This is a genomic window from Granulicella sp. S156 (genome assembly GCF_009766105.1).
Taxonomy (GTDB): domain Bacteria; phylum Acidobacteriota; class Terriglobia; order Terriglobales; family Acidobacteriaceae; genus Granulicella.
Genome location: NZ_LMUH01000026.1, coordinates 46594 through 72486, shown reverse-complemented (window position 1 = coordinate 72486; position 25893 = coordinate 46594). Strand labels below are relative to the sequence as shown.

Annotated in this window: 22 protein-coding genes; 9 read left to right on the top strand and 13 right to left on the bottom strand. The window is 60.3% G+C overall.

The genetic code is table 11. The features are described 5' to 3' along the window. Positions 1 to 1119, top strand: a 1119-nt coding sequence (locus GSQ91_RS21910) for an SEC-C metal-binding domain-containing protein (RefSeq protein WP_174240717.1), incomplete at its 5' end; no start/stop codon positions are given. A gap of 161 nt (positions 1120 to 1280) precedes the next feature. After that, complete coding sequence (locus GSQ91_RS21905) at positions 1281 to 1604, top strand: rhodanese-like domain-containing protein (RefSeq protein ID WP_158823905.1); 324 nt, start codon at positions 1281 to 1283, stop codon at positions 1602 to 1604. Between the two features lie 180 nt (positions 1605 to 1784). Here GSQ91_RS21905 and GSQ91_RS21900 read toward each other — a convergent pair whose 3' ends face one another. From GSQ91_RS21900 to GSQ91_RS21885, 4 genes are all read right to left on the bottom strand, one after another. Next, entirely contained in the window at positions 1785 to 2444 is a 660-nt protein-coding gene (locus GSQ91_RS21900; RefSeq protein ID WP_158823904.1) for a bifunctional 4-hydroxy-2-oxoglutarate aldolase/2-dehydro-3-deoxy-phosphogluconate aldolase, read from the bottom strand. A gap of 36 nt (positions 2445 to 2480) precedes the next feature. Continuing rightward, positions 2481 to 3554 (bottom strand): sugar kinase, encoded by a 1074-nt coding sequence (locus tag GSQ91_RS21895; RefSeq protein WP_158824545.1) that lies wholly within the window; start codon positions 3552 to 3554, stop codon positions 2481 to 2483. 47 nt (positions 3555 to 3601) lie between these two features. Continuing rightward, entirely contained in the window at positions 3602 to 4432 is an 831-nt protein-coding gene (kduI, locus tag GSQ91_RS21890; protein WP_158823903.1) for a 5-dehydro-4-deoxy-D-glucuronate isomerase, read from the bottom strand. A gap of 61 nt (positions 4433 to 4493) precedes the next feature. Continuing rightward, positions 4494 to 5060: a hypothetical protein gene (locus tag GSQ91_RS21885; RefSeq protein ID WP_158823902.1), complete on the bottom strand. Its 567-nt coding sequence runs from the start codon at positions 5058 to 5060 to the stop codon at positions 4494 to 4496. Positions 5061 to 5252: 192 nt separating this feature from the next. On the opposite strand from GSQ91_RS21885, the gene GSQ91_RS21880 reads away from it, so the two are divergent. After that, the gene (locus tag GSQ91_RS21880; protein WP_158823901.1) at positions 5253 to 6032 is read left to right on the top strand and encodes a glucose 1-dehydrogenase; all 780 of its coding nucleotides are present in this window, start codon (positions 5253 to 5255) and stop codon (positions 6030 to 6032) included. 315 nt (positions 6033 to 6347) lie between these two features. Here the strand turns inward: GSQ91_RS21880 and GSQ91_RS21875 are convergent, their stop codons facing one another. Further along, positions 6348 to 6752, bottom strand: coding sequence for a DUF3224 domain-containing protein (locus tag GSQ91_RS21875; protein WP_158823900.1), 405 nt, complete (start codon positions 6750 to 6752; stop codon positions 6348 to 6350). A 191-nt stretch (positions 6753 to 6943) separates the two neighbouring features. After that, positions 6944 to 8008, bottom strand: a complete 1065-nt coding sequence (locus tag GSQ91_RS21870) for a rod shape-determining protein (protein ID WP_158823899.1) — start codon at positions 8006 to 8008, stop codon at positions 6944 to 6946. A 267-nt stretch (positions 8009 to 8275) separates the two neighbouring features. Between GSQ91_RS21870 and ald the strand changes: the two genes are divergently transcribed. Genes ald through GSQ91_RS21850 form a run of 4 tightly spaced genes read left to right on the top strand, consistent with a single transcriptional unit; the run spans position 8276 to position 14221 of the window. Then, the gene (ald, locus tag GSQ91_RS21865) at positions 8276 to 9394 is read left to right on the top strand and encodes an alanine dehydrogenase (protein ID WP_158823898.1); all 1119 of its coding nucleotides are present in this window, start codon (positions 8276 to 8278) and stop codon (positions 9392 to 9394) included. Between the two features lie 22 nt (positions 9395 to 9416). Next, positions 9417 to 11807 (top strand): PAS domain-containing sensor histidine kinase, encoded by a 2391-nt coding sequence (locus GSQ91_RS21860; protein WP_158823897.1) that lies wholly within the window; start codon positions 9417 to 9419, stop codon positions 11805 to 11807. Then, on the top strand, positions 11804 to 13192 hold the full coding sequence (locus tag GSQ91_RS21855; protein WP_158823896.1) for a sigma-54 dependent transcriptional regulator: 1389 nt from the start codon (positions 11804 to 11806) through the stop codon (positions 13190 to 13192). Before GSQ91_RS21860 ends, GSQ91_RS21855 begins: the two co-directional genes overlap by 4 nt. Before the next feature lie 3 nt (positions 13193 to 13195). Next, positions 13196 to 14221: an epimerase gene (locus tag GSQ91_RS21850; RefSeq protein ID WP_158823895.1), complete on the top strand. Its 1026-nt coding sequence runs from the start codon at positions 13196 to 13198 to the stop codon at positions 14219 to 14221. Between the two features lie 358 nt (positions 14222 to 14579). On the opposite strand, the gene GSQ91_RS21845 is transcribed toward GSQ91_RS21850, so the two are convergent. The 6 genes from GSQ91_RS21845 to GSQ91_RS21820 all read right to left on the bottom strand — a co-directional run bounded on the left by GSQ91_RS21845 (position 14580) and on the right by GSQ91_RS21820 (position 21141). Continuing rightward, positions 14580 to 15137 carry a GNAT family N-acetyltransferase gene (locus tag GSQ91_RS21845; protein WP_216845365.1) on the bottom strand — a complete coding sequence of 186 codons (558 nt, stop codon included), beginning with the start codon at positions 15135 to 15137 and terminating at the stop codon, positions 14580 to 14582. Next, positions 15134 to 16255, bottom strand: coding sequence for a GTPase Era (era, locus tag GSQ91_RS21840; protein WP_158823894.1), 1122 nt, complete (start codon positions 16253 to 16255; stop codon positions 15134 to 15136). The genes GSQ91_RS21845 and era overlap by 4 nt, the downstream gene beginning before the upstream one ends. A 247-nt stretch (positions 16256 to 16502) precedes the next feature. Continuing rightward, positions 16503 to 17855: an amidohydrolase family protein gene (locus GSQ91_RS21835; RefSeq protein WP_158823893.1), complete on the bottom strand. Its 1353-nt coding sequence runs from the start codon at positions 17853 to 17855 to the stop codon at positions 16503 to 16505. A gap of 71 nt (positions 17856 to 17926) precedes the next feature. Beyond that, the gene (locus GSQ91_RS21830) at positions 17927 to 19273 is read right to left on the bottom strand and encodes a hemolysin family protein (protein WP_158823892.1); all 1347 of its coding nucleotides are present in this window, start codon (positions 19271 to 19273) and stop codon (positions 17927 to 17929) included. Continuing rightward, a complete protein-coding gene (gene ybeY / locus GSQ91_RS21825) occupies positions 19270 to 19809 on the bottom strand; it encodes an rRNA maturation RNase YbeY (RefSeq protein WP_158823891.1) in 540 nt (179 codons plus the stop codon). Before ybeY ends, GSQ91_RS21830 begins: the two co-directional genes overlap by 4 nt. Before the next feature lie 300 nt (positions 19810 to 20109). Continuing rightward, positions 20110 to 21141: a PhoH family protein gene (locus tag GSQ91_RS21820; protein ID WP_158823890.1), complete on the bottom strand. Its 1032-nt coding sequence runs from the start codon at positions 21139 to 21141 to the stop codon at positions 20110 to 20112. 633 nt (positions 21142 to 21774) lie between these two features. Here GSQ91_RS21820 and rpsT point away from each other — a divergent pair. Further along, complete coding sequence (gene rpsT, locus GSQ91_RS21815) at positions 21775 to 22050, top strand: 30S ribosomal protein S20 (RefSeq protein ID WP_158823889.1); 276 nt, start codon at positions 21775 to 21777, stop codon at positions 22048 to 22050. Positions 22051 to 22120: 70 nt separating this feature from the next. Here rpsT and GSQ91_RS21810 read toward each other — a convergent pair whose 3' ends face one another. After that, entirely contained in the window at positions 22121 to 23494 is a 1374-nt protein-coding gene (locus tag GSQ91_RS21810) for a hypothetical protein (protein ID WP_158823888.1), read from the bottom strand. A 269-nt stretch (positions 23495 to 23763) separates the two neighbouring features. Between GSQ91_RS21810 and GSQ91_RS21805 the strand changes: the two genes are divergently transcribed. Next, positions 23764 to 25878 carry a M13 family metallopeptidase gene (locus tag GSQ91_RS21805; protein ID WP_158823887.1) on the top strand — a complete coding sequence of 705 codons (2115 nt, stop codon included), beginning with the start codon at positions 23764 to 23766 and terminating at the stop codon, positions 25876 to 25878. The last annotated feature ends 15 nt before the right edge of the window (positions 25879 to 25893 follow it).

Below are 25893 nucleotides of genomic sequence, written 5' to 3'. Positions count from 1 at the left end.
CGCTTCTTCCTCTCCCTCGAAGACGATCTTATGCGCATCTTCGCGCGCGAGTGGGTTTCTACCCTGTTGCAGTCACTCGGCATGGAAGAGGGCGTGCCCATTGAGAGCCGCATGATCTCGCGCCGCATCGAAGCCGCACAGAAGGCCGTTGAGTCGCAGAACTTCGAGTCGCGCAAACACGTGCTCGAGTACGACGACGTCATGAACAAGCAGCGTGAGGCCGTCTACGGCCTGCGCCACCAGCTCATGGAAGGCGTCGAGCAGAAGCAGCTCATCACCGACGACTACGTCGCGACCATCCTCTCCGGCATCCTCGAAGAGTTCGCGCCTGAAAAGACGCATCCGGACCAGTGGAACACCGAGCAGATCTTCGCACAGGTCTACGACGTCTTCGGCGCAAAGTTCGAGGGCGAGATCGATCCCACAGAGCTCTCGCGCCATGAGCTTGGCGACACCATCTTCGACAAGCTGCGCGGGCGCTATGACGTGAAGGAGAAGATCCTCGGCGAGCCCAACATGCGCTACCACGAGCGCATCGTCATGCTCTCCGTCCTCGATGGCCTCTGGAAAGAGCATCTCCTCAACATGGACCACCTCAAAGAAGGCATCGGCATGCGCGGCTACGCGCAGCAGGATCCTCTGGTGGCCTACAAGAAGGAGTCCTTCGAGATGTTCGAGACGATGATGCTGCGCTTCCAGGAAGACACCGCGCGCCATCTCTTCCGCATGCAGATTCTCGCTCCGGACGGAACGCCTATCGAGACGGCAGAGCAACTGGCCGCCTTGCAGGCAGGACAGCCCGCGCCGCCGCCTCAACAGCGCAACCTCTCAGACGAGATCGGACTGCCGCCTGCGCAAGGCCAGCAAGCCTTGCCGCTCGGCGCGCCGCAGACACCACCTCCATCCGTTCCGACACGTCCTCCATCGACCACGATCGATGCACTGGAGCGCGAGTTCGAGCGCAAGAAGCAAAGCGACCTCAACGCTGCTCGCAGCGCTGGTGGCTCGACAGTCAATGGCTCGGCTCCGCGGCGCAGTGGCGAGAAGATCGGCCGTAACGACGAGTGCTTCTGCGGTTCAGGCAAGAAGTACAAGAAGTGCCATGGAGTCAACGCGTAGTTTTCCTGGTATTTATTTTTCGTCGTCATCCTGAAGCGGAGCTGAAGGACCCCCGCATTTTGTGTCACCGCGACAGAATGCGGGGTCCTTCGTTCGATGCGCTCTCTCAAGGATGACGGCGAAAAACAAACAACGACAACAGTGAACTGTATCCTTACCCTATGGACCTTGAAATCACAGTCGAGCAGCTCAAACAGCAGCTATCCTCGGCCAATCCGCCCCTTCTCCTCGACGTACGCGAACAGTGGGAGTTCGACACTGCCAATATTCAAAGCAGCAAACTGATGCCGATGGGAGAGATCCCTAGCCGCGCGCACCAGGAGCTCGACGAAGAACAGCACATCCTCGTTCTCTGCCATCACGGGGCGCGCTCCCTCTCGGTGGCCGCGTGGCTTCGCCAGCAGGGCTTCGATCAGGCGCAGTCGGTCGCTGGCGGCATCGACGCCTGGTCGCGCTCCATCGACCCTACCGTTCCACGCTACTAGTGCTATGCGTTGCAAAAGCATTTGACGCAACGGGCGCGGCGGTTCGCAACGATACGCAACGGTTGTAGTGCGTAGAGCAAGCATCTTCCCAAACACAAATGCCGTCGCGTTCCTTTGCGAACCGTCGCGCCCGTTGCGTCAAGGCTTTTGCAGCATTCCGCAGTGGAAGGATGGCCTTCTCTAATGCGCGTGCTGATGAAAGTGCTTCACAATCTCGAGATACTTCCGCGCGTTTTCGGTGATCTTCTCATGCTGTCCAGCGGCAATAGCCTTCGTATCTACGAGGTCCGCGCCAACACCCAGGGCAAACGCGCCGGCTTCAAGAAACTCATGCGCCGTCGCCAGTGAAACGCCGCCTGTCGGAATCAACTCAATCTGCGGCAGCGGAGCCTTCAGGCTCTTCAGATACTTCGCTCCCCCCAACGCATTGGCTGGGAAGACCTTGATGACGTCCGCGCCACACTGCCAGGCCGTGACAACCTCGGTCGGCGTGAGCGCGCCGGGCAGTACAGCGATCGAATAGCGCTGGCAGATCTCCACGGTCTTCACATTCAACGAGGGGCTCACCACAAACTGTGCGCCTTCGAGCATGCAGATGCGCGCGGTCTCGGGGTCCAGCACCGTGCCCGCGCCGATGAGGAGATCAGGACGCTCCTTGGTGAGCCGCGCCATCAACCGCACGGCACCGGGTACGGTCATCGTGACTTCGAGCACCGTCACGCCACCGGCCGCGATAGCTTCCGCCAGCGCCAGTCCCTGCTCTTCGCTCTCCGCACGCAATACGGGCACCAGCCCGATCTTGCGCAACTGCTGCAACACTTCAGTTTTGGTCAATGCCATGTCTTTCGTCTCGTTCCCACTCAATAAACTATTGATCTATCGTACCGTCCCGGCCGAACCACCCGTCATCAACCGCTCCACTTCATGCAACGTCGCCATCGACGAATCACCCGCCGTAGACATCGCGAGCGCGCCATGCGCTACGCCACAGTCCAGGGCCCAGCGTATTCCCTTGCCTTGAAGCAGACCATAGATCAGCCCCGACGCAAACGAATCGCCACCGCCCACGCGGTCGAGAATCTCGAGATCGTCAAAGCGCAGCCCCTCATAGGCTTCCCCCTCGGCATAGCCAAAGGCACTCCAGCCATTACGGTTCGCCGTAAGCGGACGCCGCACCGTGCTGGCGATGACTTTGAGATTTTCGAACTCAGTGTTCACGCGCCCCGCCATGGCGTGGAAGCTCTCCAGCGTGTGCCATACCGGGCCCTGCGAGGCCTCGCCAAGCGTTGCTGCTATATCGCCCTCGTGGCCAAACAGAACATCGACCAGCGGCATCAGCGAGCGGTTGACATCGATAGAACCCTGCCGGCCGCCACGCGACTTCCATAGCGAAGGCCGGTAGTTGCAATCGAAGCTCACGATGGTTCCATGGCGCTTGGCCGCGGTCATGGCCTCGCGCACCACCTCGGTGGAGTCCTCGCTCAGCGCCGCCATCACGCCGCCGGTATGGAACCACTGTGCGCCTTCATCCTGAAAGATCTCGTCCCAGTCCACATCACCGGGCTTTACCTGCGAGATTGCCGTGTTGCCGCGATCCATCATGCCGAAGCCGCCGCGTACGCCGAAGCCGCGTTCCAGAAAATAGACTCCGTTACGAGCTTCGCGCCCAATGCCATCGAAGTCCCGCCACAATACATGCGACAGATCGACTCCGCCCTGCAACATCAGATCTTCGACGAGCCGGCCAACGGGATTGTCCACGAGCGCCGTGACAATGGCGGTGCGTAGACCGAAGCACCGGCGCAGACCACGCACGACGTTGTACTCGCCGCCGCCCTCCCACACGCGAAAGCTGCGCGAGCCGACGATGCGGCCTTCGCCGGGATCGAAGCGCAGCATCACCTCACCGAGCGAGACGAGATCCCACTCGCACAGCACAGGATCGCGCATGACCAGGCCGCCATGCGCGGCGTTCCCGAACTCGCCACCTAACTCGCTCACTTCAACTCCGTAATGGCGACGCCGTCCATATCGTCGTACGCCTGATTCTCGCCGCCCATGCCCCAGCAGAAACCATAGCTCCTGGTGCCAACACCCGCGTGGACACTCCAGCCCGGTGAGACCGCAACCTCGCGATCGCCGATAAAGAGGTGCCGCGTCTCCTGCGGCGGCCCCATCAGGTGCAGCACGCGGTGCGCCGGGTCGACATCGAAGTACATGTAGACCTCGCTGCGGCGCATATGCGTGTGCGGCGGCATGGTGTTCCAGTTCGAGCCTTCTTCGAGCAGCGTAAAGCCCATGACAAGCTGGCAGCTGCGAATGCCCTCTCTGTAGATCGCCTTATAGATCGTGCGCTTGTTGCAGGTCTCTACCGAGCCGAGCTTAAGCCCTTCAAGATCCTTGAAGCACACCATCTTCGTGGGGAACTCCGCGTGGGCTGGATAGCTCAACAGATAGAACGCTGCGGGGTTCGCCGCATCCTCACTAGTAAAGCTGATGGCCTTGCTTCCACGCCCAACGTAGAGGCAATCCAGCTTGGCCAGTTCAAAGACCGTGCCATCGACCGTCACCGAACCCGCGCCACCGACGTTGAGCACGCCAAGTTCGCGACGCTCGCAGAAGAACTCCGCGCGCAACTCCGGCTGCGTCTCCAGAGACAGTGGAGCAGCCGTCGGTACAGCCGAGCCGATCACTGTGCGATCGAGATCGACATACGCGAGATCCAGCGCGCCGGGGCGAAACAGGCCTTCGAGCAGAAACGTCTCGCGCAACTCCGGCGTCGTCATACGGCTGTAGCGAACCGGATCGGCCATCTGCAACAACTTCATGGTGAATCTCCCTTTATCGTTGGCTCAAGAATAACGTGCCCATGCCGTTCATCGCATGCAACTACTTCGCGGTCCCGTCAACAGGCGACTCCTGCACCTTGATCACGTAGATCGTGATGCTCTGCCCCGGCGCTTCAATCGACTGATGCGGTGTGCCTGCCGGGATGTGGATCACATCGCCCTTGTGCAGCACATGTGCAGTCGCACCTTCCAGCTTCGTGCCATGGATTTCGCCGTTCGGACCGTCCTTGCGATCAACGATCGTACCACCGGTCAGCTCCGTTCCCTCACCGTCCACCACAATCAGGAAATCTGCGAAATGAGTGTGCTGCTCGGCGCCGCCGCTCTTTACCCGGGCCGTCAGCATCGTGTGATGGCCGTTGTACTCCGCCAGCGTAATGCCGGCGCTTCCACTGCCAGCCTTCGCCTTCTCCAGCAACTCTTTGCCCTGCTGGGCCAGCGCCTCGAAGTTCAGGACCTCGGGCTGTGTCTGAATCACCGGCGGCGCTGCCGCCGGCGCATTCTGCGCGCTTACCGCAACTGCCGACCCCACCACTGCGCCACAGGCCAGTGCCATCGTTGTCAGACCTCGCACGGGCCGTCCAAACACACCCAATAGATCCCTCATCTCATATCCTCCGGTGAACTGATTTCATCCACCCCGCTCAACAGCATACGCAAGTGTGCATAGAGTCGTCAGCTTTATACAACCGGATGACTGCACAAATTAATATTTTTTCGGGGTTACAAAAAACCTCGGCTCTGGTTTTGCGTCCGGACTTTGCTCTTAGCGCATCACTCCGCGTAGAGTTTCTTCATCATGTCTACCTCCGCCCCCGCTCCGACAATCCTCGATCTCTTCCGCCTCGACGGCAAAGTCGCGCTCGTCACCGGGGCCGCTAGCGGCCTTGGCGCGGCCATCGCTACGGCACTCGCGCAGGCCGGCGCCGAAGTCGCCGTCCATGGCAACCGCCGCCCCGCTACAGAGACTGCCACCACCATTGGCGCGAAGGCCGAGGCCTTCCAGGCCGATCTCTCTTCGACCACTGGAGCGGAAACTCTCTTCGGGGCAGTAAAGGAGCGCTTCGGGCGCGTCGACATCCTCATCAACAATGCGGGCACGATTCACCGCAACGCAGCCGAGGACACGCTACTCGAAGATTGGCAGCAGGTGCTGCAAGTGAACCTCACCAGCGTCTTCCAGCTCTCGCAGTTCATTGGCCGCGATATCATCTCGCGCAGCGCCGCCGGAAAGATCGTGAATATCGCCTCCCTGCTCAGCTTCCAAGGAGGCATCCGCGTGCCCGCCTATGCCGCTTCCAAGGGCGGCGTGGCCCAACTCACCAAGGCGCTCGCGAATGAGTGGGCTCCCAAGGGAATCCAGGTCAACGCCATCGCTCCCGGCTACTTCTCCACCACCAATACCGAGGCCCTGCAAGCCGACGAGACACGCAATCGCCAGATCCTCGAACGCATCCCCGCAGCCCGCTGGGGCAAGCCCCAGGATCTCGCAGGAGCGGCGCTCTTTCTCTCCTCAGCCGCAAGCGATTACGTTACGGGCACGGTGCTTACGGTCGATGGCGGATGGATGGGGCGGTAGCAGGAAACAGAGAAGAGAGAACAGAGATCAGGAAACAGGATGAATTCCCTCAGGACTGTCATCTCGACCGGAGCATGATGGTTTTATCGTCATGCTCCGTGGAGAGACCTGCAGGTTGCCCGCACAGGCGATCGTGCCGATGCAAACAACCTACAGGTCTTGACGCAAAGCGCGCCACAAACATTTGCATCGCGCTCTGCAACCTGCAGGTCTCTCCGCTACGGCGGCAAAAAGCGCCGCCTTCGGTCGAGATGACAGTTCTGTGGGAGTTCATTGCGCTGCACCCGCCAACCACAGACGCATACAGCTTCACACCTACGGCAACTCATACTCAAAGTCGTAGGAGTGCTTACCAGTACCGTCGATAAGGATCGTCAGCGTCCCGGTCAACCCGCCGAGACCATCCGTCCCCGACCCTGGAACCACAACGACCTGCAGACGGCTCGATTTGGGGTCATTCTTGTTCATCGTGGCGTTGTGCATCAAGATAAAGCTCCCGGCGTGGCCATCGAGCTTACCTGTGACGCGTTCGATGGCGACGTAAGCCATCGCTCCCGTACTCTCCGTCATCCCGGTCAGCATCTCGCCCTTGCTGGTTCCTTCCAGCTCCCCTGCAAACACCTTGTCGATCGTCATCCGCCCCATTCCGGCCTCTTTTCCGATAGCCGACGTCTCGGCAGGAGCGATCTTCACCTCAAACGTTCCCTTGGCATGCTTCATGATTCTCTCCCGCTTCCAGCCCAATCTTTCCAGTTACCTGGTGGAATAACTGGACAAACAGCATACGTCAAAGCACACACGGGCGGGAACGGTCTCGTTAACGCGCGATGCCCACCTTAGGCGTGCAAAAAGTGCGCGTCGACGGTGAGCACCGAGCTGTTTTCTGATCTCTGTTTTCTGATCTCTGATCGTTAGTCGATCGAGATCTTCCGCAGCAGCTTGAAGTCCGAAAGCATCTTGCCCGTACCGAGCACGACGCTGGCCAACGGATCGTCTGCAATCGAAACCGGCAAGCCCGTTTCCTCGCGGATGCGGCGATCCAGATTCTTGATCAACGCGCCACCGCCGGTCAGCACAATACCCCGGTCGGAGATGTCCGCCGACAACTCGGGCGGTGTCCGCTCGAGCGCTACGCGGATCGCATTCATGATCGTCGCAATGCACTCGCCGAGCGCCTCACGAATCTCCGAATCCTCAATGGTGATGGTCTTCGGCACACCTTCAATCAGGTTGCGGCCCTTGATCTCCATCGTCAGCGGCTTGTCCAGCGGGAACGCCGAGCCGAGTTCGATCTTGATCTGCTCCGCCGTGCGCTCACCCACCAGCAGGTTGTACTTCCGCTTCAGATAGGTGGCTACAGCCTCATCCATCTGATTGCCGGCCATACGCACCGAGCGCGAGTAGACGATGCCCGCCAGCGAGATCACAGCAATGTCCGTTGTCCCGCCGCCGATATCGACAACCATATTGCCGCCGGGTTCAGTGATGGGCAGACCCGCGCCAATAGCGGCCACCATCGCCTGCTCCACGAGATGCACTTCGCTGGCCTTAGCGCGATAGGCGGAGTCCATAACCGCGCGCTTCTCCACCTGTGTGATCTCGCTCGGCACGCCGATGACGATGCGTGGATGCACCATCATCTTGCGGTTATGCGCCTTCTGGATAAAGTAGTTCAACATCTTCTCGGTCTGCTTGAAGTCGGCAATGACGCCATCCTTCATCGGCTTGATCGCGATGATGTTGCCGGGCGTACGCCCAAGCATCTCTTTGGCTTCCTTGCCCACGGCTTCCACTTCGCCCGTCACTCGATTGACGGCGATAATAGAAGGCTCGTTCACGATGATGCCCTTACCGTGCGCGAAGACGAGCGTGTTCGCAGTCCCAAGATCGATCGCCAGATCGCTGGAAAAGAGCGAGAAGATGGAGCGCATATTGCTTACGCGCGAAGTACGCGACTGAAAATTCTTTGAGGACATGAAGGGTAGGAACACAATCTCGAAAGTGATGTACTTAAAGCGATTATAGATGCCTGGCCATCGGGCCTGTGCCTGCAACAGGCACCGCTCGTGCCCAAAAAGTAACGCTGATCCAATTTACCTTGATCTACGGCGGATTATAGGCTTTCGCGGTCTCGATGCTTCCGCTCGGATATCGCCCATTCATCTACTTCCAGTTCTGAGGCCGCCGTGGTCAGATTTCCTGCGCAACGTTCAGGTACGATGAAGGCGAAAGGTACGTTCCCCATGATTATCGGAGTTCCCAAGGAAGTAAAAGACCACGAGAGCCGCGTAGGCATCACCCCCGCAGGCGTACGAGCCCTCGTCGACGCAGGCCACAAAGTACTCGTAGAGCACAACGCCGGGCAGCTCTCCTCCTTCCCCGACGACGAATACCAGGCCGTCGGCGCAGAGATCGTCGGCGAAGCCTCCGCCGTCTGGGGCCATGCCGACATGGTCGTCAAGGTCAAGGAGCCAGTCGCCAAGGAGTACAGCAACTTCCGCGAAGGCCTCGTGCTCTTCACCTACCTGCACCTCGCGCCACTCAAGGAGCTCACCGACACCCTGCTCGCCAAGAAGGTTACGGGCATCGCCTACGAGACAGTCCGCGACCGCGCCGGCACACTCCCGCTGCTGACGCCGATGTCCGAGGTCGCAGGCCGCCTCTCCGTTCAGGTGGGCGCTGCCTACCTGGAAAAGGAGCACGGCGGACGCGGTGTTCTGCTGGGCGGCGTTCCCGGTGTTCCTCCCGGCAACGTCTGCATCATCGGCGGAGGCATCGTCGGCATCAACGCCGCGAAGATCGCGCTGGGTATGGGCGCGAAGGTCACGCTGGTCGACCTGAACCTCAACCGTCTGCGCGAGCTCGACGACATCTTCTCCGGCCGCCTCTACACCCTGGCCTCGAACGCCTACAACGTCGAGCGTGCGGTCCGTGAGGCCGACCTCGTCATCGGTGGCGTTCTGATCCCCGGCGCGGCTGCACCCAAGCTCGTCACCAAGGCCATGGTCTCCAGGATGAAAAAGGGCGCCGTGATCGTCGATGTCGCCATCGACCAGGGCGGTTGCATCGAGACCGCGCGGCCGACCACGCACTCCGACCCCAGCTATGAGGTCGACGGCGTCGTCCACTACTGCGTGACCAACATGCCGGCGGCAGTACCCAATACCAGCACGCTCGCACTCACCAACGCGACCTTCCCCTACGTGATGAAACTCGCAAAACTGGGGGCAAAAGCGGCCATCCTCGAGGATGCTGGCATCGCGGAAGGCGTCAACACCTACGAGGGACACCTGACCTACAAGGCCGTTGCCGAGAACCAGGGCCGGGAGTTCACTTCAATAGCCGGGCTGCTCTCGAAGTAGCAGAACGAGTAGACTTTCTGGCATGGGAACTACAGCAGGCCGACGCAGGGCGCTCATCATTGGGCTGGGCGTCGGCCTGTTGGTTCTATTCCTCGCGCTGGCAGCCCTCAACGCCTTCAAACTCAACTCTTACCTGAATCCGGTCACCCCGCTTCAGACACTGGGTTTCGTTGCGCTTTCGATTCTCGCCTTTCTGCTCTTCGTCGGCGTACTGGTGCTCCTGGTCCGCAATGTGCTGAAGCTCTATGCCGACCAGCGCAATCGTGTGCTCGGCACCCGTCTGCGCACGCGCATGCTGTGGGGAGCGGTGCTGGTTTCGCTGGTTCCACTGGTCTTCATGTATGCGTTCAGCTATCTGTTGATGAACCGTGCGGTAGTGAGCTGGTTTTCACAGCCCGTTACGGAGATGCGCGACGACGCCAACCGCATGACGACCGAGATGTTTCACTATGCGGCCCTGAACTCACGTTCTGAGGCCGACTCGATCGCAACGGCACTTTCGGACTCCCCGGCCGGCTCTGAGGAGAAGCTATCGCCGGCTTCCGTCGCCACCATCGATCGCGTGCTGCAAAGCCACGAGCTCACGCTGCAGGATGGCTTTGCCATCCTCTTTCGCGACGGACAACCAGTCGCCTCCTTTCATGTGCCCAACCTCGGCAGGGGTCACATCGAACTCAAATCGTTGCCGCCCAGCGAAGCCGACACCGATGAAGGTCCCAGCCAAAAGCCCGGAGTAGAAACGTCTTCGAACCCGGGATCCGACGAGCGGGCGATCCTTGCCGCCGCACAGCGTAGCGACGACCCCATCTACAGCGTGGGCGGCACCGACTACACGCTTGCGACGGCTGGCTTAAAAAACGGAATAGTCGTCCTGGTAGCCTTGCCGATTCCAACAGACATCACGGCCACCACCTTGCGTTTGCGCTCTGCCGCCAACAACTACTGGACTCTCTTCCGCGAACGCAGACAGATTCGCAATCTCTACATGGGCCTGATGCTGCTCACCACAGGACTGGCGCTGTTCGCCTGCTGCTGGCTGGCGCTCCACCTCAGCAAGCAGGTCACAAGGCCTGTCGAGTCGCTCGCAGATGCCATGGAGGCGATCGCCGCCGGAGACTACGCGCATCGCGTGAGCCGATCGGTTACCGAAGAGCTGGGGGAACTTGTCGACAAGTTCAACGCCATGGCCGCCGACCTCGAATCGGCGCGGTCGGTCGCGGAACAATCGACAGCACAACTCTTCGAACTGAACGACGTGCTACAGGCCCGCCGGACCGAACTCGAAACCATCATCGAAACCATCCCCAATGGCGTCGTAACCCTCTCCGCAGACCGCCACATCGTCCTGGCCAATCGCGCGTTTTCAGAGATGCTCGATCCTGGCGGCCAGAAGCATTTCATCGGTACCGCTCTCGATCAGGTCTTCCCTGCCGAAATCGTGGACTCGCTCGACCGCCTGCTGCGCCGGGCGCATCGCATGGGTGAGGCTTCCGCCGAGCTGCAGATGACATCGGCCTCGCGTATCCTCCATCTTTCGGCCACGATCGCACTTCTTGAAAGCCGGTCCACGGCGCACCGCGAGCATCTTGGCTACGTACTCGTGCTCGAAGATGTGACGCAGCTCCTGCACGCCCAGAAACAAAGTGCCTGGAAAGAGGTCGCGCGGCGAGTCGCGCATGAGATCAAGAACCCACTCACGCCGATCTCGCTCAACGCAGAGCTGATTCATCGCCACATCCTGCGTCTGCTTCCAGAGCTGACCGAACGCGGCATCGAGTCCAGGTCTCCCGCCATCATCCAACGGTCCTCTGAGGTCATCACGGCGTCCGTTGAGACCATGCGCTCGCTGGTCGACCAGTTCTCCGCCCTCGCCGAGTTCCCCAGCTCCCGCCCTCACCCCGCCGACCTGAACGTCATCGTCGAGAACTCGCTCGCACTCTTCGCCGGACGCCTCGGAAACATCCGCGTGACGCGTAACCTTTCGCCGCGCTTGCCGCTTGTCCTGGCCGATCCCGAATCCCTCAAGCGGGCGCTCTCCAACCTCATCGACAACGCCGCCGAGGCCATGCAGGAGAGCCTCCTGCGCGAGCTGCATATCTCGACTCGTCTGCTCGATTCCAGCACCGTCGATTCGGGTATGGTCGAGCTCGTCATCGCAGACACCGGCCCAGGCCTCACCGACGACCAGCGCGAGCGTCTCTTCCTGCCCTACTTCTCAACCAAGCAGCGTGGCACCGGCCTCGGCCTCTCCATCGCCGCGAAGATCGTACAGGAACATCAGGGTACGATTCGTGCGGAGAAGAACGCACCGGTGGGTGCACGCTTCATCATCGAACTGCGGCCATCGACCTTCCGCGATCATGACTCCGCCGAAGCCATCGAACCCATCTCCGCAGAAGGAGCCTCTGTTTGAATCACGTCCTCATCGTCGACGACGAAGCCGATATCCGCGACTCACTCGAAGCCATCCTCCGCGAGGAGGACTACGTCATCACGACGGCAGGCACCGCCAAAGAGGCGCTCGAACTGGTACGGGACGCTGTCTATCAAGCCGTGCTGCTCGACATCTGGCTTCCCGATAGTGACGGCCTCGACGTGCTCGCCCAGATCCGCGGAGAGTCCGGCTCCGACCAGCGCGCCAACGCCCCCGAGGTCATCATGATCTCCGGTCACGGCACCATCGAGGCGGCCGTACGCGCTACCAAACTCGGCGCCTACGACTTTCTCGAAAAGCCGCTCTCGCTCGACCGCACCCTGCTGGTACTGCGCAACGCCATCAAGGCGCATCAGCTCCGCGAAGACAATCAGGAGTTCGCCCGGCAGCTTGCGGTCAAAGGCGCAGTCACCGGGCAATCCGTGCCGCTGAAGGCCCTGCGCCAGCAGATCAAACTGATGGCTCCCACCAACGGCCGCGTGCTCATCTTCGGTGAGTCGGGCACCGGAAAAGAGCTCATCGCCCGCGCCATGCACGCCGAATCCCTGCGCCATGACCGGGTCTTCGTCGAGCTCAACTGCGCAGCCATTCCCGAGGACTTCATCGAGACGGAGCTCTTCGGCTATCGCCACGGTGCAGGCCCCGGCGGCCCCAACCAGCCCAACGAGAAACGCGGCACCTTTGAGCGCGCGGACGGCGGAACGCTCTTCCTCGATGAGGTGGGCGACATGAGCCTGAAGACCCAGGCCAAGGTGCTGCGCGCGTTGGATGAACAACGTTTCTACCCTGTTGGCGCGTCCACTCCCGTTCACGTCGACGCGCGCGTCATCGCCGCGACCAATAAAGACCTGGAAGAAGAGATCGCGCGCGGCAACTTCCGTGAAGACCTCTTCTACCGCCTCAACGTGATTCCGTTCTACGTTCCACCGCTGCGCGATCGCAAGGAAGACATTTCCCTGCTGGCACGCGAGTTTCTGCTGGAGTTCGGCCAGCAGTATGGCCGCCCACGCGTCGAGATCTCCGACGCGGCGCTCGCCCAACTGAAGCAGTACCACTGGCCCGGCAACGTGCGCGAGCTGCGCAACGTCATAGAGCGTGTGCTCATCCTCAACCCCAAAGCCCAGCGCATCGAAGCCAAGCACCTGCCCATGCTGGTGCAGCGAACGGATGGCCGGCCGGCCAATGGAAATCGCGAAGAGTTCACCACGCTGCTGCAGGCTCGCGAGGCCTACGAGCGCGACTACATCCTGAAAGAGCTCGACCGCTCCCACGGCAATGTCACCCGCGCCGCCGAATCGCTCGGACTTGAACGCTCGCACCTTTATCGTAAGATGAAAGCGCTCGGAATCTCGATGGGAGAATAACCCATGCGCATCCTCATCCCCGGCGGCTCCGGACAGGTCGGGACCATCCTCGCCCGCCACTTGCACGCAGCCGGCCACGAAGTCACCCTCCTCTCGCGCACCCTTGAGTCTCGCCCCTGGCGAACGCTCCAGTGGGACGGCCTCACCCGCGGCCCGTGGGCTGCGGAGATCGACCGCAGCGATGCCGTCATTCATCTCTCCGGGCGCTCCGTAAACTGCCGCTACAACGAAGAGAACCGCAAGCAGATCTTCGAGTCGCGCACCAATCCCACGCTGCTTCTCGGCGAGGTCATCGCAGCCTCGCCCACACCACCACGCATCTGGATGAATGCCAGCACCAGCACCTACTACCGCAACGCCGGCGGAGACCCGGACCATGCTCAGGACGAGTTCACCGGCGAGCTTGGCGACCTGCCCGGCGAGCGTGGAACCCATGAACCCGCCAATCTGCCCGAGACGTGGTCATTCTCCATCAACGTCGCGCACCAGTGGGAGCAAGCCTTTGCGGCCATTCCAACGCCGCACACGCGCAAGATTCGACTGCGCTCCTCGATGGTGATGAGCCCCGACCCCGGCGGGGTCTTCTCCGTCTTCTCCAAGCTCGCGCGAATGGGCCTCGGCGGCACGCAAGGTTCGGGCAAGCAGTTTGTCTCGTGGATGCACGATGTCGATTACTGCCGCGCCACCGACCTGCTGCTGGAACATCCTGAGATCACGGAGGAGACCGATGGCGTCGTGAACATGACCGCACCCGAACCCATGCCGAACCGCGAGTTTATGCGCACCCTGCGCCACGCATGGGGGCACTCCATCGGTCTGCCCGCAGCCAAGTGGATGCTTGAGATTGGCGCCTTTGCCATGGGCACGGAGACAGAGCTTATCCTCAAGAGCCGCCGCGTCGTTCCCGGTGTTCTTCTCAAGCACGGCTTCAGGTTTTGCTTCCCCGCCTGGCCGGACGCCACCATCGACCTCGTCCGGCGTATGACGCATACTCCGAGCGCATACAGCTCCGCCGTATGTGACGGGTAGAGCGGTCGCTGTTGATGTGAGGTAGAGATGAACCACCATAGAATTGTCATCTCGACCGAAGCATGATGGTTTTATCGTCATGCGTAGTGGAGAGACCTGCAGGCTTGCCTGCGCTGACGATAGTGCTTACACAAACAAACTGCAGATCTTGACGCAAAGCGCTCCACAAACATTTGCATCGCGCTCTGCAACCTGCAGGTCTTGACGCGAAGCGCGCCACAAACATTTGCATCGCGCTCTGCAACCTGCAGGTCTCTCCACTGCGGCGGCAAAAAACGCCGCCTCCGGTCGAGATGACACGGTATAGGTGGGATCGAAAAGAGCCACATCACACTAATTGTGAAATTGCGCTGAATCACTACCTCAACCGCCGATACCGCACCGTCTCCGGCTCATCCCCCGCACCCGCAAAGACCATCCCGCAGCGCTCCATCACCTTGACCGATTCCGGCACCCTCGCATACGTCTGCGCGTTCACAGAAACTACGCCCTTCTGCTTCAGCAGCCACGTCACCAGCGCGCTCGCGAATGCCGTCGCATATCCGCGCCGCTGAAACTCCGGCAGCGTCGAATAGCCGATCTCCACATCGCCCTCCGGCCTGGGAAACCCGCCAACGCAGCCGATCAAGGTCTTGCCATTCCCACGGGCATCGCACAGCAGCACATAGCGATGCCATCCCACCGTATCGGGCCGCTCTTCAAACTGCCTCAGGATGAACCGAAAGACATGCGGCTCCCAATGCACCGGCGGCCACTCCTGTGTCACACGCGCGGCCAGCAGCCGCCCAAGGACACAAAACTCCGGATCATGCGCCTCTTCCGCGGCGAGCATCGCCGGCGTGATGGGGACCAGGCGCAACCGCCCCACCTTCAAATCAGCGGCCGGATGGCCGTCTCTCTGAAAAAAAAGCCTCACTCGTCTTCGCTCTCGACCTCGCGGTTGCGGCTCTCTGCCAGCTTGTTATTACGATGCTGCAACTCGGCGATCTGTTCCAACTGCCGCCGCCAGTCCAGGTCTTCTACGAAGCCGCGCGAGGCGCGCCACTCCTCCTGCACCTTCACAAACAACTCCAGGAAAACCCGCGTCCCCAGCAGCGCTTCGATCTCTTTACGAGCAGTCGAGCCGATCTTCTTCAGCATCGATCCTTGATTGCCGATGATAATGGCCTTCTGGCCATTGCGCTCCACGAAGATGGCTGCAGCGATCTTCGTCACCGGCAGCTTGCCGTCTTTAGTCTTCTTCAGCGAGGCCGGCTCCTCGTAACGCTCGATCACCACAGCCGCCGCATACGGAACCTCTTCTCCGGTGAGCAGCAGAATCTTCTCGCGAATCAACTCCGCCACCAGAAAGCGTTCGGGCTGGTCGGTGAGCTGAGACTTCGGGAAGTAACGCTGGCCCTCCGGCAGAAGCGCCGCCGACTTATCCAGCAGCAGCTCCAGCCCCTCACTCTTCTTCGCCGAGATCGGAATCACATCCGCGAACGTATGCAGCGAGGTCCAGTGTGCAATCAGCGGCAGCAAGGCACTCTTGGGCAGCGCGTCTATCTTGTTGAGAACCAGGATCACAGGGCAGTCGAGCTTATTGACCAGCTGCAAGGCAAAGTCGTCTTCCGCCTTGGACATCGCACGGCGATGCTGGCCGAGCGTCCGCACCTTACGGGCCTCGGCAAACTCTTCGCTAGTCTGCGCCTTTTTGGGCTCGGGCAGACGATGTGTCACGTCGACGATGAACCACACGACATCGCGCGACTCCAGGGCGTCGTGTACCTCCTGCATCATGCGCTTGTCGAGCTGCGTCTCGGGCTTGTGAACACCGGGGGTATCGACCAGAACGATCTGCGAGGCCGGACGGCCGGTGTCGGTCTTGGTCTTCTTGCGTACCGGCAGCTCCAGCACGCCCTGAATGCGCGTGCGTGTGGTCTGCGGTTTATGGGTGACGATCGCGAGCTTCTGACCGAGCAGCGCGTTCAGCAGTGTCGATTTGCCCGCATTCGGGCGCCCGACGATCGAGATGAATCCAGAGCGAAGTGCCATGTCTTTATGATGACACCGATAGTGTGCAGTGTCCGATGGATGCTCGCCGTTGCTTGTTTTTCGCCGTCATCCTGAGCCGTAGGCGAAGGACCCCCGCATTTGTGTTGCCACGAATGCACCGGTGGCGACAATCCGGGTGCCCCATCTTCGCGACGGCTTTATCGTCGCTAAGGTGGGCATCGGGCAAAGCCCGACCGCTCCTGCCCATTTCCAAACTAGCTCGGCATTCGGCTTCGCAAAGCCGCCCTCAATGAGCTCTCATAGCAGCAAGCTGTTCACTGCTAAAAAATTGGCCATGCAGGCTAACCGCGCCGATCTTCCGTGTATTGGCAATATCCGATAAGGGGTCCGCGTCCAGGATCACGAAATCAGCCTCTTTACCAGGTTCAATCGTACCTACCTCTTTCAATACTCCCAAAGCCGCGGCAGCATCGCGAGACGCCGCCTGTAAGGCTTGTAGCGGACTGAGCCCCGCCTGGACGAGCAGCTCCAGCTCATCGTGCAAGGCCTCGCCGCCCCCGCCATAGGGCCCATCGGTTCCGGCGAGAATCGGCACCCCGGCTCGCTTCATCGCCCCAATAACCGCAAGATCTTTCTGAAAGACCTTCCTTCCGAGCTCCAAATCCTGCTCGTTCAGTTTGTCTTCGTCCTTATTGGTCTCCCAGAGAGTTTTAAGAACATGAAGAGTCGGCGTCTGAGCTATGCCGTTCTTGGCATAGAGCGCATAAAGCCGCTGCGCTTTCGTCTCGTCAAAGGTTGCAAGGAGCCGCGTGTCGAAATCAGCCTTGAATTGTGGCTCTACGGCGGCGCGCTTCTCTCGAAGAGCCACAAAAAGGTCGGCGTAAGTCTTTGCAGTCACCTGACGAAAGTACTGTTCTTCGCTCGAGCAGGAGATGAGTACGTTAAGAAATCGCCCACCAAGATGCTCTACATCGACCTGCCCGGCTGCGACGATGTCATCCGCTGAAACTTCTGCCGGTATATGACCGGCGAGGGGCAGGTGCTGGCGCTTTGCCTCGTCCGCTATCGCGGCATAAAGTTCAGGCGATAACGAGGTGTCCACCTCTACGTAGTCCACGTTTTGCTGTTTGAGCTGTTTCACCTCTTCTTGCGCCTGCGCCACACTGAAGAGATCTACGATGAGGCTCATCTGCATAGGAACGGGCCCTTCCATCAGTGGTCCAGCAAGAAACAAACGTGGCCCCAGCAAGGCTCCAGAGGAGGTTGCATCGCGGAGCCGTACGATGTCCGCCAGGGGAGCACCCATGTCTCGTACGCTTGTGATCCCGTGGGATACGAGATCCGCAAGGAGCGGCTTGGCCGTGTCGTACGTCGGCCCATGCAAATCGTTATTCCATAAACCCGGTATCAGGTACTTCCCGGTGCCATCGATGACGGTTGTTCCCTTAGGAAGAGTGCGGGTTTTGCCGGACACGAAAACGATCGTTCGTCCCTCCACCAGGACTGTGGCGTGCTCCCGCGGCAACCGGTCAGTACCGTCGATTACCGTGACATTTACGACAGCCAACCGCTTTTGACCAAACGCGGGAGAAAACAGCAATACAGCCGCAATGACGGACGCGAAGAGCTTACGAATCATGGAAGAGGGTTACGCAGTCGCTCGTTAAAAGTTCCCGACGTAGCAGTCAGCCGGATGCCCCATCGTAGCCACTACTCCGGCTCGCTAGGCGCCTGTGACCCCGCCAGACAAACCCGCACGCGCTCCACAAGCCTATCCGTTGACTCAATGACCTCCAGCCGCAGTGGCCCATCCTCGACCACTTCTCCCGGCAGCGGAATATGCCCGGCAATCTCGCTCACCAGCCCGCCAACCGTCGTCGCCTCGTAGTCCGTCAGCAACTGCGGCAACACCGCCTCAGCGGGTGACTCGTCGTCGGTAGCGCCATCCTCGGAGCTCGCCCGCGACTGCAGGCTTTCGCCAAAGAGTTCCCGCAGGCGGCTCACCTCAAAACTCCCGGAGACGAGGAACGCTCCATCGGACTCCTCCACAGGCTCGTCCTCCTCCGGGGCATCGTGCTCGTCTTCGATGTTGCCGACAATGGCCTCTAGCAGGTCCTCGATCGTCACCAGTCCCGCGACACCGCCGTACTCATCGATCACGACGCCCATGTGCTGCTTCTGCCCCTGCATCTCGCGGAGCAGCTCGTTCACCTTCTTGCTCTCCGGCACAAACTCCACGGGGCGCTGGATGTGAACAACCTTGAGGCGTCCTGCCTCGCTGTCCTTCACGGCGAGCAGGTCGCGGGCGAAGGCGATGCCGGTGATCTCGTCGATCGAGCCGTCATAGACGGGCACCCGGGAAAATCCGTGCTCGTTCACCTGATCCGTGAACTCTTCGAGGGACATCGTTCCCGGCACGGCGAACATCTCCGGCCGCGGGGTCATGACCTCGCGCACCACCATGTCGCCAAACTCCACGACGTTGCGCACCAGTTCGCGGTCCTCTTCATCGAGAACGCCCTCTTCTTCGCCGGCTTCGAGCAGCGCGTCCATCGCCTCGCTGGGATGTTCGTCCTCTTCGACCTCAGGCTCGGCCAGGCTGGCGATCGAGAGCAGCAACCCGATCAGCAAGGTCACCGGCAGCACGAGATAAAAGAGCGCCTGCACCACTGGAGTAATGCGAACGATCCACAGCCCCCGCGTGCGGGTGAAGAAGAGTTGAGGCAGCAGACGGTCGAAGAAGAGCAGAACCAGAACCAGCTCAAAGACTGTGCGCGCAATCTCCGGCAGACTATGCATGGCAGTTCCGCGCAGGCGCATCGCCAGCATGAAGGCCATGGCTCCCAGCGCGATCTGCCGCAGCACAGAGGCCGACATCGCCGCCGACTCGCGGCCCAGCAGCAGCTTCGGCTCTACGCCATGCTCCCAGGCATCAATATTCTCCGTATATTCACGCGAGAGGAACTTGCCCATCTCGAAATAAATGCGGTCGATATACGCCGAGAGCGTCAACAGGCACAACAGTCCAAAGATCGAGAGACTGAAGACTGAGCTCATGCCAACCCCTTTGTCTTCTTTTTTGCCTTCCGGCCTCGTGCCGCTGCCGCGGACTTCCCTTTGCGCAACGGTGCCTCAACCCGTGCGATCAGCCCGCTACGCAGACGCAGCTGCGTGCGCAACACAGCCTCACGCGCAGCCATCTCTCCGCCGTCAACTTCATGGTCCATTCCATACAGATGCAGCAACCCATGCAACAGGAGCACACGCACCTCATCGCGCAGGGTGTGTCCATGCTCCTCGGCCTGCTTTAGAGCGGTATCCAATGAGATGGCGAGATCCCCCGCATGCTCTCCTGCCAGCTCCGACGACGTGGGAAAGCTCAGTACGTCGGTCGCTTTATCCTTGCCGCGGAACTCGCGGTTGAGCCGGCGCAGCATGCGGTCACCCGCCAGCAACACGTCAACCTCTCCACGCAGCCCGACGGCAGCCTGCGCTGTGCGTAGAAATCGGCCAAGGCCAGCCTGCGAAAGCCCAAACGCCTTCCAGGGATCAGCACTCGCGTCCAGTCTTCGCGGAGGTTCCAAAGTGATCATGCGTGGTCTGATGCTACCGCAAACGAGGGATTAGAGATTAGGGACTAGGGCTCAGAATTCAGCGCTCAGAATGAAATCAGGACTTACGCACCTTCAGGAATTGCACAAAACCCGCAGGGTGGCACGGAACCCAGCCCCAAAGGGGCGGTATATCCCAGCCTGGGGTGCAAGCCCCAGGTAAGGGCCTAACAAGGTATCAAGGGCTGAAAGCCCGGTATATCTCGTCTGCACTGGCGAGATATACCGGGCTTTCAACCCTCGATTCGTTATGAGCCTCGCACCTTGACCTTACGCCCTCTTTTACTGCGGCTTCAGTACAGCCTTACGCGGCTCCTCAGCCCCCAGAGGTATCGGCGTGCCGTCAATCGCCAGCGGAAGCTGCTCCGCCCGGCCATAACTGTCGTAGGCCCGGACGATTCGCTGCACCAGTTGATGACGCACGACATCCACATCTTCAAAGTGGCAGAACTTGATGCCTTCCACGCCATCCAGCACATGGAGAGCCTCGAAGAGGCCACTCTTCTTCGGGTTGGGCAGATCGATCTGCGTCAGGTCGCCGGTGATCACAGCCTTCGACGCATTGCCTAAGCGGGTGAGAAACATCTTCATCTGCTCGTTGGTGGTGTTCTGCGCCTCGTCCATGATGATGAAGGCTTCGTTCAAGGTGCGACCGCGCATAAAGGCCAGGGGCGCAACCTCGATCACATTGGTTTCGAGCATCTTGTCGACCTTCGCGGGATCGAGCAAGTCGTAGAGCGCGTCGTAGAGCGGTCGCAGATACGGATCGACCTTCTCCTGCAGAGAGCCAGGCAGGAAGCCCAGCCGCTCGCCGGCTTCAACCGCCGGACGCACCAGGATAATGCGCGAGACCTTCTTCGCCAGCAGCGCGCTAACTCCCATCGCTACTGCAAGATAGGTCTTTCCCGTACCCGCCGGTCCCAGACCGAAGACCATATCGTTCGCCTCAATGGCTTCGACATACTTGCGCTGGTTCGGCGAACGCGGCTGCACCATGCGCTTGACGCCCGCCGAGCGCTGTTTGCCGCTCTCGACCAGACCGCGCAGGTTCACCGTGGGATCGGCAACGACCATCTTGAGCAGTGCGTTCAGCTCGCCATTGTGAGGATGTACTCCCATCTTGCGTAGGTGTTCAAAATCGGCAAAGATGCCTTCGACGCGCGCGACTGCCGCGGCATCTCCCAGCACCTGAATCGAATCCGATCGGAGATCGATCTGGACGTTCAGCCCATCTTCCATCAGACGAAGGTTCTCGTCACGCGTGCCATACAACGGCTCGATTCCGGGAGTGAGATGCAGCGATTTTTTTACCAAGCGAGGATCTGACCTCCGTCAGGAAGTACCTTAAAGTTATTTTTTACGGGGAGATTACGGACTGGCAACCGAACAGCCAGCCTGACGAAACTCTCGCGGGCTGGATCTCCTGCGAGCTGTGCTACCACCGGATTGGCTGAGGTTGCCAATAGAGTAACGATATTGGCGAAAGCGTAACCCCGCTGACTTCCCTGCGTCAAGGCAGCCTGTGGATTCCCGCGAACCAAGCTGGGGTCCTTCCGAAACATCGGGAACTCAAGACCAAAGTCCATACACCTATTCGATGCAAAAGTCGCCGCGAGGTTCTTTGCGCTCATCCTGGTCGATCATGGCTCTTGAACATATTCGCCCTGATCGACCGATATTCGCACAGATAAATATTGTTGATCAGGAGTGCCGCGCCAGTTCGCAGTCATTTACTGCGCTTTCCAACAGTCACGGATATCCAGCCCAAAGGGCCTATCTGTCACAAATCCACACGATTTCATTGACCCCACCCTGAAAAACCCATAAAATCGGTAGTTGCAGAGGGACGCGGCAGAGCTGGCGAAAGCGGCTCAAGGCTGAGTGCCCAACAGCCTCCGGCCTGCATCCCATTTCCCGCCAAATTGCGGTTAAGAAAAGAGTTTTCGTATGGCAAATCATGTCTCGTCCCTGAAGCGCGCACGTCAGACCATCACCAAGACGGCCGTCAACCGCGCCAACAAGTCCAAGCTCCGCGGCACCCTGCGCGCCATGCGCGAGGCCATCGCCGGCGGCGACCACAAGTCGGCCACCGAAGCCTACCGCTCGACCGCATCGATCCTCGACAAGAGCGTCCAAAAGGGTGTTCTGCACAAGAACACCGCCAGCCGCTACAAGGGCCGTCTGAACGCCCGCGTCAAGGCTCTCGTCGTCAAAGCCGCTTAGTTTTCTCAAAGCTCAAGAAACAGGCCAGCATCGTGCTGGCCTGTTTTCGTTGGTCATAGGATTTTGGGGCTTACCTTGGCGACTTGTCCTGAAACTCCGCCTTCTCGCCTGGATTGAGCAGCGTCGGCGGCTTGCGGGGGGTAGGGGTGTCGCCCACAGCTTCGGATCCCCGCGCAGTCGCTGCCGTAGAGACAGTCAGTTCGGCCCTGACGCTCGCTGCTCTTTCGTCAACCTCTTTCGATTCGGCTTCCGCAATCGCACCGAGGTTGATACTCCCTGAGCCCGGCGGCGGTGCAGCCTTTTGCAGCTCTGCCAGGTCTGCGCGGTCGGCAGCGGTCAGCTCCGGCAGGCGATAGACCTCGATCGCCCCATTCCGAACCACGACCACCCGCATCCCGTCCGCCGAAAGATCGAAGTTCTCCGAGGTGCGAATGACGGGAGAGCAGCTGAGCTTCAGAAGCAGGTCACCGGTCTGGGTCTGATAGACACGAACCTCCTGCGACATCGGAGTGTCCTCCTCGGACGGCAGAATATCCGTCGAGGACGACGAGTTCACACGGCTCACCGCGAAACGCCCCACCACCGGCGCCAGAGAGAAGGCCGGCTGCCCGACAAAACCCAAGGGTTCCTCCCACATCTCATGCAGGTTGAAGTCAAAGGCCATCATCGTAACCCGCCCCGTGCCGCCTCGGCAGCTCATGGCCAGAAACTGTGTGGGACTCACCAGGTTGAGTCCAGGGGGACAACTGCTGTCGATAGGCGCGAGCTTGATCGTCTTACCGTTGACGGGCTCAAAGGCAACGGACCATTTGCCATTGTTCAGCGTATCCACTGAGCGGAGATATCCGTCGGCGTTTATGGGCAGATTAATCTCCGACGCAGCGCGCACCGATCCCGCAGGCGTGCCCACAATCGGAGAGCTTTCCGTACCTGCACCGCTGATGCGATAGAAATCAAGGGTGACTGGAGAGCCGAGGGGGCTGTCACCGAGATTGGAGGAGCTCAGGGACCGCGTCTCGACCGTAATGAGTTTGCTATCTGGCGAGACGATCAACGCCTCCAGAGAGCCGTGACGATGCAGAAACGAGGTACGCGCAAAAGGCTGCCCTGACTGTAAATTTGCCACTGGGGCAAGAGTCCAGAGCACGTTCCCCTCACGCAGCAGAAAACGTCCACCACCCAGGTTCCAGAGATAGCGGCCATGGTCATGGAGGTGCCACTCCGTCCGCGCGAGAACCTTGCCGGAGGGCAGTTCCACCAACAAGCCAGCGACCATACGGTCATCGTGATCCGGAGGATCGCCTTCCAGCCGTGGCACCAGCCCGCGCAGGCTGAAGGTCACCAGCAGATGTTCGCTGTCGACAAAATGCACCGTCAGCAGGGAGGCTCCCACGCTGAGAAACGTTGAAGAGATCCCAGGGAACCCCAGGTCTTCCAGGGGCAAATGCACTTCGGGAGGGGCCTGCCGGGCACCAGCGAACGCTGTCAGCGGCGCCCCTAGCGCTCCGGCCAACGGCAGGATGCAAAGGAGCCTGAGCCACGCTCTGTCTGAACTTTGTCTCTTTGGCAGTGGAACCGGCATCGACGACCCCGCGTACATGTACTCTTGCACAGACGGCCCGCGAGGTGTCAATTTCAAGCCGAAGCCCGTTGTCTGCTCACTCCCGAAGTTTGGCGGGAGGAGAGCGCAAAATTCCTTATGGAGCCTCACCCATGAACCACGCTCATTTGCATAGGACGGCAACTCGCCCTCTGGCGATTACCGCGCTCTCCGCCGCCTTCGCTCTTGCTCTCTGTCCCTTGTCAGCCGCTGCGCAGCAGGCTGCCCCGCAAACCGCCAAGACGGATGCACCTCCCCAGACCCATTACGTTCCATCCCCAGCTTTCGATACCTCTTCCATCGACCCGAAGGCCGATCCCTGCAACGACTTCTACAAGTTCGCCTGCGGCAACTTCGCGGCCAACCATCCCATCCCCCCCGATCAGTCCGGTGTCGACCAGTTCTACCTGCTCTACAACGTCAATACACAGGAGTTGAACGGCATCCTGAAGAAGTACACCGCTGCCGACCCCTCGCGCACCCCCAACGAGCAGAAGATCGGCGACTACTACGCCGCCTGCATGAACACTGACCTGATCGAGCAAAAGGGACTGGCTCCGATTCAACCTTTGCTGGACGCGATCGATAAGGTTAGCAAGCAGGGTCTGACGTACTTCGCAGGCGAGTTGCAACGCTATGGCGTCAATGTCTTCTTCGGCTTCGGAGAGATCCAGGACTTCAAGGACTCCAGCAAACAGGTAGCGTTCATCGATCAGGGCGGCCTCGGCCTACCGGAACGCGACTACTACACGCGCACCGGCGACAAAGACAAGACGCTCCGCGACCAGTACGTCGAACACATCACCAAGGTGCTCACCTTCGCCGGAGAGACCCCGCAGCAGGCGGCACTCGACGCGAAAAACATCCTGGCCTTCGAGACCATCCTCGCGGAGGCCTCAATGACCAACACCGAACGCCGCGATCCTGAGGCCATCTACCATCCGCAGACAGTCGCCGCCTTCGAGTCCAGTGTCGACAACGTTCCGTTCGGACCGTTCTTCACGGCCATCCACTCGCCACACATCGACTCCCTGGTGAACGGCAATCCGGATTTCTTCCCCAAGATGGCCGATGCCGTCCGTAATACGGACATGCAGACGCTGCGCGCTTACATGCGCTTCCACCTCCTGGACTCCGTCTCCTCGAACCTGCCCAAGCGCTTCGACGAAGAGAACTTCGACTTCTATGGCCGCAAACTGGAGGGCCAGCCAGAACAACGCCCGCGCTGGAAGCGCTGCTCCAGCGGCGTCGACAACTCCCTTGGGGAAGCCCTTGGCCAGGTCTATGTCTCGCAGTACTTCGCCGGAGACAGCAAAGCCAAGACGCTCGAGATGGTGCATGACATCGAGAGCGCGATGGAGCACGACCTCGACACCCTGGAGTGGATGAGCCCCGAGACGAAGGTCCGGGCCAAAGAGAAGCTGCATGCCGTCGCCGACAAGATCGGCTATCCCGAGCACTGGCGCGACTACTCGAAGCTCACCGTCGCACCCGACGACGCCTTCGGCAATGCGCAGCGTGCCACCGCGTTCGAGAACGATCGCGAGCTGAATAAGATCGGCCAACCCGTCGACAAACTGGAGTGGGGCATGACCCCGCCGACCGTCAACGCCTACTACGACCCGAGCATGAACAACATCAACTTCCCTGCCGGTATTTTGCAGCCGGCGTTCTATGACCCCAAGGCTGATGTCGCCGTGAACTACGGGCATATTGGCGCGGTCATCGGTCACGAGCTCACCCACGGGTTCGACGACCAGGGCAGAAAGTTCGACGCCAAGGGCAACATGACCGACTGGTGGACAGCCGATGACACCAAGAAGTTCGAGTCCCGCACAGGCTGCCTGGTAAACGAGTACGGCAGCTTCACCGCAGTCGACGATGTGAAGGTCAACGGCAAGCTCACCCTGGGTGAAAACACCGCCGATAATGGCGGCCTGGTGCTGGCTTACATGGCGTATCTGGCCCGCGCGAAGAAGGACGGCTTCGACATCGATAAGAAGATCGACGGCTATAACGGGCCACAGCGCTTCTATATCGCCTTCGCGCAGAACTGGTGCGAGAACCCCCGGCCGGAGCAGGTTCGCCAGCAGGTGCTCACGAATGAGCACTCGCCAGACCACTTCCGCGCCAACGGAGCCATCGTCAACCAGCCCGGATTTGGTCCTGCGTTCGGCTGCAAGAAGGGCTCGGCGATGGTTCCAGCGGATGCCTGCCGGGTCTGGTAAAAAGCAGGAAACAGG

Coding starts and splice junctions, on each gene's coding strand:
- GSQ91_RS21905 (WP_158823905.1), top strand. CDS start 1,281: ATGGACCTTGAAATCACAGTCGAGCAGCTCAAACAGCAGCTATCCTCG.
- GSQ91_RS21900 (WP_158823904.1), bottom strand. CDS start 2,444: ATGGCATTGACCAAAACTGAAGTGTTGCAGCAGTTGCGCAAGATCGGG.
- GSQ91_RS21895 (WP_158824545.1), bottom strand. CDS start 3,554: ATGCGCGATCCTGTGCTGTGCGAGTGGGATCTCGTCTCGCTCGGTGAG.
- kduI (WP_158823903.1), bottom strand. CDS start 4,432: ATGAAGTTGTTGCAGATGGCCGATCCGGTTCGCTACAGCCGTATGACG.
- GSQ91_RS21885 (WP_158823902.1), bottom strand. CDS start 5,060: ATGAGGGATCTATTGGGTGTGTTTGGACGGCCCGTGCGAGGTCTGACA.
- GSQ91_RS21880 (WP_158823901.1), top strand. CDS start 5,253: ATGTCTACCTCCGCCCCCGCTCCGACAATCCTCGATCTCTTCCGCCTC.
- GSQ91_RS21875 (WP_158823900.1), bottom strand. CDS start 6,752: ATGAAGCATGCCAAGGGAACGTTTGAGGTGAAGATCGCTCCTGCCGAG.
- GSQ91_RS21870 (WP_158823899.1), bottom strand. CDS start 8,008: ATGTCCTCAAAGAATTTTCAGTCGCGTACTTCGCGCGTAAGCAATATG.
- ald (WP_158823898.1), top strand. CDS start 8,276: ATGATTATCGGAGTTCCCAAGGAAGTAAAAGACCACGAGAGCCGCGTA.
- GSQ91_RS21860 (WP_158823897.1), top strand. CDS start 9,417: ATGGGAACTACAGCAGGCCGACGCAGGGCGCTCATCATTGGGCTGGGC.
- GSQ91_RS21850 (WP_158823895.1), top strand. CDS start 13,196: ATGCGCATCCTCATCCCCGGCGGCTCCGGACAGGTCGGGACCATCCTC.
- era (WP_158823894.1), bottom strand. CDS start 16,255: ATGGCACTTCGCTCTGGATTCATCTCGATCGTCGGGCGCCCGAATGCG.
- GSQ91_RS21835 (WP_158823893.1), bottom strand. CDS start 17,855: ATGATTCGTAAGCTCTTCGCGTCCGTCATTGCGGCTGTATTGCTGTTT.
- GSQ91_RS21830 (WP_158823892.1), bottom strand. CDS start 19,273: ATGAGCTCAGTCTTCAGTCTCTCGATCTTTGGACTGTTGTGCCTGTTG.
- ybeY (WP_158823891.1), bottom strand. CDS start 19,809: ATGATCACTTTGGAACCTCCGCGAAGACTGGACGCGAGTGCTGATCCC.
- rpsT (WP_158823889.1), top strand. CDS start 21,775: ATGGCAAATCATGTCTCGTCCCTGAAGCGCGCACGTCAGACCATCACC.
- GSQ91_RS21805 (WP_158823887.1), top strand. CDS start 23,764: ATGAACCACGCTCATTTGCATAGGACGGCAACTCGCCCTCTGGCGATT.